This window comes from Kitasatospora cathayae (assembly GCF_027627435.1).
Classification (GTDB): domain Bacteria; phylum Actinomycetota; class Actinomycetes; order Streptomycetales; family Streptomycetaceae; genus Kitasatospora; species Kitasatospora cathayae.
Map to the genome: position 1 here is coordinate 1 of NZ_CP115454.1, position 4649 is coordinate 4649.

2 protein-coding genes are annotated in these 4649 nt (G+C 38.8%); one reads left to right on the forward strand and one right to left on the reverse strand.

What is annotated here, in order from left to right; all coding sequences use genetic code 11:
• Window positions 1-193 precede the first annotated feature (193 nt).
• The gene (locus O1G21_RS41285) at window positions 194-2893 is read left to right on the forward strand and encodes a reverse transcriptase domain-containing protein (RefSeq protein ID WP_270151982.1); all 2700 of its coding nucleotides are present in this window, start codon (window positions 194-196) and stop codon (window positions 2891-2893) included.
• Between the two features lie 1564 nt (window positions 2894-4457).
• Here O1G21_RS41285 and O1G21_RS41290 read toward each other — a convergent pair.
• Window positions 4458-4649 (reverse strand): hypothetical protein (locus tag O1G21_RS41290; RefSeq protein WP_270151983.1); only part of this gene is annotated, 192 nt, incomplete at its 5' end.

A 4649-nucleotide genomic window follows, 5' to 3' on the forward strand; every position in this document is an offset into this window, starting at 1 on the left:
TGTTTATTATGTTCCCGGTTTAAATCGGAATATAATTTCATTGGGTTGTATTAAAAAACAATCTTATACCGTAAATTTCGGTATTAATAAAGTAGACATTTTCAGAAATGGAAACTTTATTTGTTCAGGATTAGAAGATAATAATTTATACATACTAAGGCCGTTAGTATGTGCAACGCTTTATAATTCCGAGTTGTTCCAGACTGCAGAGTCTAGAACATGTAAAGGTAGAATTTCTAAAGATGAGACCCTTCTGTGGCATCTAAGGCTTGGCCACATTAACCTCAATAGAATTCAAAGACTGGTTAAAAGTGGACCTCTAAGTGACTTAGAGCTTGGTACACTCCCAGTCTGTGAATCTTGTATAGAGGGTAAGATGACCAAGCGTCCTTTTTCAGCTAAAGGAAATAGAGCCACAGAACCGCTAGAGCTTATTCACTCGGATCTTTGTGGTCCGATGAATGTAAAAGCTAGGGGTGGATTTGAGTACTATGTGTCTTTTATAGACGACTACTCAAGATATGGGTACGTTTACCTGTTGCAATTCAAGTCTGAAACTCTTGAAAAGTTCAAGGAGTTTAGAGCTGAAGTTGAAAAGCAACTTGGTAAATCTATCAAGACACTTCGATCAGATCGTGGTGGAGAGTATATGGACTTGGAGTTCAAAGACTACTTGATAGAAAATGGGATAACTTCCCAACTTTCAGCCCCTGGTACACCACAGCAAAACGGTGTAGCTGAAAGAAGAAATAGAACCTTACTCGAAATGACGAGATCAATGATGAGTTACTCATCATTACCAGAATCTTTCTGGGGTTACGCATTGGAGACTGCGTTATACATCCTAAATAGGGTACCTTCTAAAAGTGTTTTAGAAACCCCTATTGAGTTATGGTTGGGACGTAAAGCGAGTTTACATCACTTCCGTATATGGGGATGTCCAGCACATGTGCTGAAATCAAACCCTAGAAAATTAGAACCACGTACTAAGGTATGCTTCTTCGTGGGCTACCCTAAGGAGACACGTGGTGGTTTATTTTATAGTGCTGACGAGAATAAGGTGTTCGTATCCACGAATGCCACATTCTTGGAAGAAGACTATATAGGAAACCATAAATCTCCTAGTAAGTTGTTACTAGAGGAGATTGTTCCAAGTGAAACCACAAATGAGCCAACAAGAGTTGTTGACTTGCCAAGCTCTTCTAGGAAGAGGGATTCTAGTCAAATCCACCTCAGTCCTCGTCGCAGTGGGAGGGTATCCAAGTTACCCGAGCGATACTTAGGCTTGACTCAGGTCAATGCTGGGGGCACGGACTTAGAGGATCCATTGTCTTATAAGCAGGCAATGGAGGATGTTGACAAGGATAAATGGCTAAAAGCCATGGATCTTGAGATGGAGTCCATGTACTCCAACTCAGTCTGGGAGCTAGTAGATCAACCAGTTGGGGTAAAACCCATTGGGTGCAAGTGGATCTATAAGCGGAAACGTGGAGCCGACGGGAAAGTAGAGACTTTCAAGGCTAGGCTTGTAGCAAAGGGTTATACCCAAAGGGAAGGGGTGGATTATGAAGAAACCTTCTCCCCTGTTGCTATGTTAAAGTCTATTAGGACTCTCCTATCCATAGCAGCCTATTTTGATTACGAAATATGGCAGATGGATGTCAAGACCGCATTTCTGAATGGGTATCTTGACGAGAGTATCTATATGCTCCAACCAGAGGGATTCATTGTCCAAGGTGAAGAACAAAGAGTTTGTAAGTTGCTGAAATCCATTTATGGATTAAAGCAAGCTTCACGGTCTTGGAACATAAGATTTGACACTGTGGTCAAATCCTATGGCTTTGAACAGAATGTTGATGAGTCTTGTGTCTACAAGAAGATACTCAACAAAGATGTGGTATTTCTCATCCTTTATGTTGATGACATCTTACTTATTGGGAATAATGTAAGAGTGTTATCGGACGTTAAGCAATGGCTTGCTAACGAATTCCAAATGAAAGATTTGGGAGAGGCTCAATATGTTCTTGGTATCCAGATAATAAGGAACCGAAAGAACAGAAAGTTAGCATTGTCTCAGACATCCTATATTGACAAGATAGTTGCCAAGTATGGGATGGATAAATCCAAGAAAGGAGCATTACCTTTCAGGCATGGGATTTATCTGAGTAAGGACCAGTGTCCTAAAACTCCTCAAGAAGTTGAGAGTATGAGACAATATCCTTATGCATCAGCAGTTGGAAGTCTAATGTATGCGATGTTGTGTACTAGACCTGACATTTGCTATGCAGTAGGGATTGTAAGCCGTTATCAGTCAAACCCTGGTTATGAACATTGGGTTGCAGTCAAGAATATTCTCAAGTATCTTCGGAGAACGAGAGAATATGTGCTTGTGTACGGTAATGAGGATCTGATCCTCAAGGGGTACACTGATTCTGACTTTCAGGCAGATAGGGATTCGAGGAAATCCACGTCTGGGTCAGTATTCACACTTTGTGGTGGAGCCATTGTTTGGAGGAGTATCAAGCAAAGTTGTATTGCTGACTCCACAATGGAGGCTGAGTACGTAGCCGCTTGTGAAGCAGCTAAAGAGGGTGTCTGGCTTAGGAAATTCCTAACCGATCTGGAAGTCGTTCCAGACATGGACAAACCCATTACACTGTTCTGTGATAACAGTGGTGCTGTAGCCAACTCCAAAGAGCCTAGAAGCCACAAACGGGGTAAGCACATAGAGAGAAAGTATCACCTGATAAGGGAGATAGTCCAAAGAGGAGATGTTGTAGTGACAAAGATCGCCTCTGAGGATAACATTGCTGATCCATTCACGAAGACGCTCCCGGCTAAAGTGTTCGAGCGTCATATGGGTAGTTTAGGATTACTAGATGAATCTCTGTAAAGCTTTAGTGCAAGTGGGAGATTGTTAGGGATTGTGCCCTAAATCTTTGTAATCCGAAACTATAAATAAATAAAGGATTCTTTTGTTAGTAATATTACACGTGTCATTTATTTATATTAATAAATGTTATCCATCATAAGGCCCAGAGTTACTGAATGTATCTTAAGTGAGCATAGAGATGCGGGAAGATTCACTTAAGTCGTAACTCGAATAGTCTATGGTATATGAACTTAGGTTGGGTGCCTTTGTTCTGGTAACACCATTAACACGGCCCACTTGTGAATTGGCACAAGTGATCTCATCTGGGTCACTCATGTAGAGACATGTGAGTGGGGGTGTTGCTACAATCCGATTGTAGTAGACTGGACTAAGATGTACTTACTGTCCTCTGATAAGCCGTTACAGAGAGACACTTCGTAACATCGATCGGTTGATCACAGTATGCTTGACCTGAATCCTGAGTGGATTACGAACTCCTGTATGCAAGAGACAAGCCTTTGATTTGCATGGGTGAGAGTGACTCAGAATAGTTCGCTCAATATGCCTCCCACTTTGGGGATTGCATCTTGCTTATAGCTGGGAACGTAGTTGCACAAGATGGAATTCACACTAATAAGTAGTTCCCTTATGGACTGATTCAAGGCTTGAACAACGGGGCCCCATATTCCTCTGATCAAGGAAAAAGCTAAAAGACGCATAATGGAGATTATGTAAGGTTGTTCATTAGAGGATCAGTTGGCTTAAGGAGAAAGATGTATCATGGAGGTTAAAACGGTAAAAACACCTAGCCATGGATACGAACTAGCTTGTGAAGGGTTAACGTATACGTAATGATTATAGCCAATGGACATAACATTGTCTATAGTACTAAGAGTGCAACTCCAAATATATAGTGGAATTATCTTGGAGTTAATGAATAAGAATTAATTGGTTAAAGAGTTTAATCAATGTAATTCTAGATCATTGGAGCTTAGTCCTATAGGTCCATTAAGTCCTCCGAGCTATCGCATGTAATCGGGAACACGATTAATGAGATTAATCACCTTGGATAAAGATGGTAAATGAATAGAGGAGTCTATTCGGATTAATTAAAAGAAATTAAATAGAGGAGTCTATTTAATTATTTAATTAATGGCAATTAAATAAAGAGTTTATTTAATTGAAGGAGAAATAAAATAAAGTGTTTATTTTATTAATTTTGAGGTTGTCAAAATTAATGGAAATTAAATAGAATGTCTATTTAATTTAATGGGAGAAATTAAATAAAGAGTTTATTTAATTAAATATTTAATAGAAGAGTTCTATTAAATAAAAGAGATAAATAAAAGCCCAAATATCATGTGATGATATAGGAGTGGGCGTGTGGCCCAGTAATGGTCCACACGCCTAGCCCAAAAATAATGGAGATTATTTTTGGCCTTTTTATTTAATATATATTTGATATATCTTTATTTAAGTTAATATGATTAATTTAGATATTATAAAGATATGGTAGATATTATTTAATTATTTGATAATTAAATATAATATCTAAAATATATATTTAATTGAATATTAGATTTAATTATTTATAATTAAAGATATTCAAAGATTCTCTGAGGGCTTTTGGTTTCCTATAAATAGAGACCTTGGGAAACCTAAAACACACACCAATTGAAAGAGAAAAATCTCTCCCTCTCTCCCTCTCCTTGCCGCCGCCCCTAGGGTATTCTTTAGGGAGAAATTTTTTCTCCCTTCCTCTTTCCAAGGAGGAAAG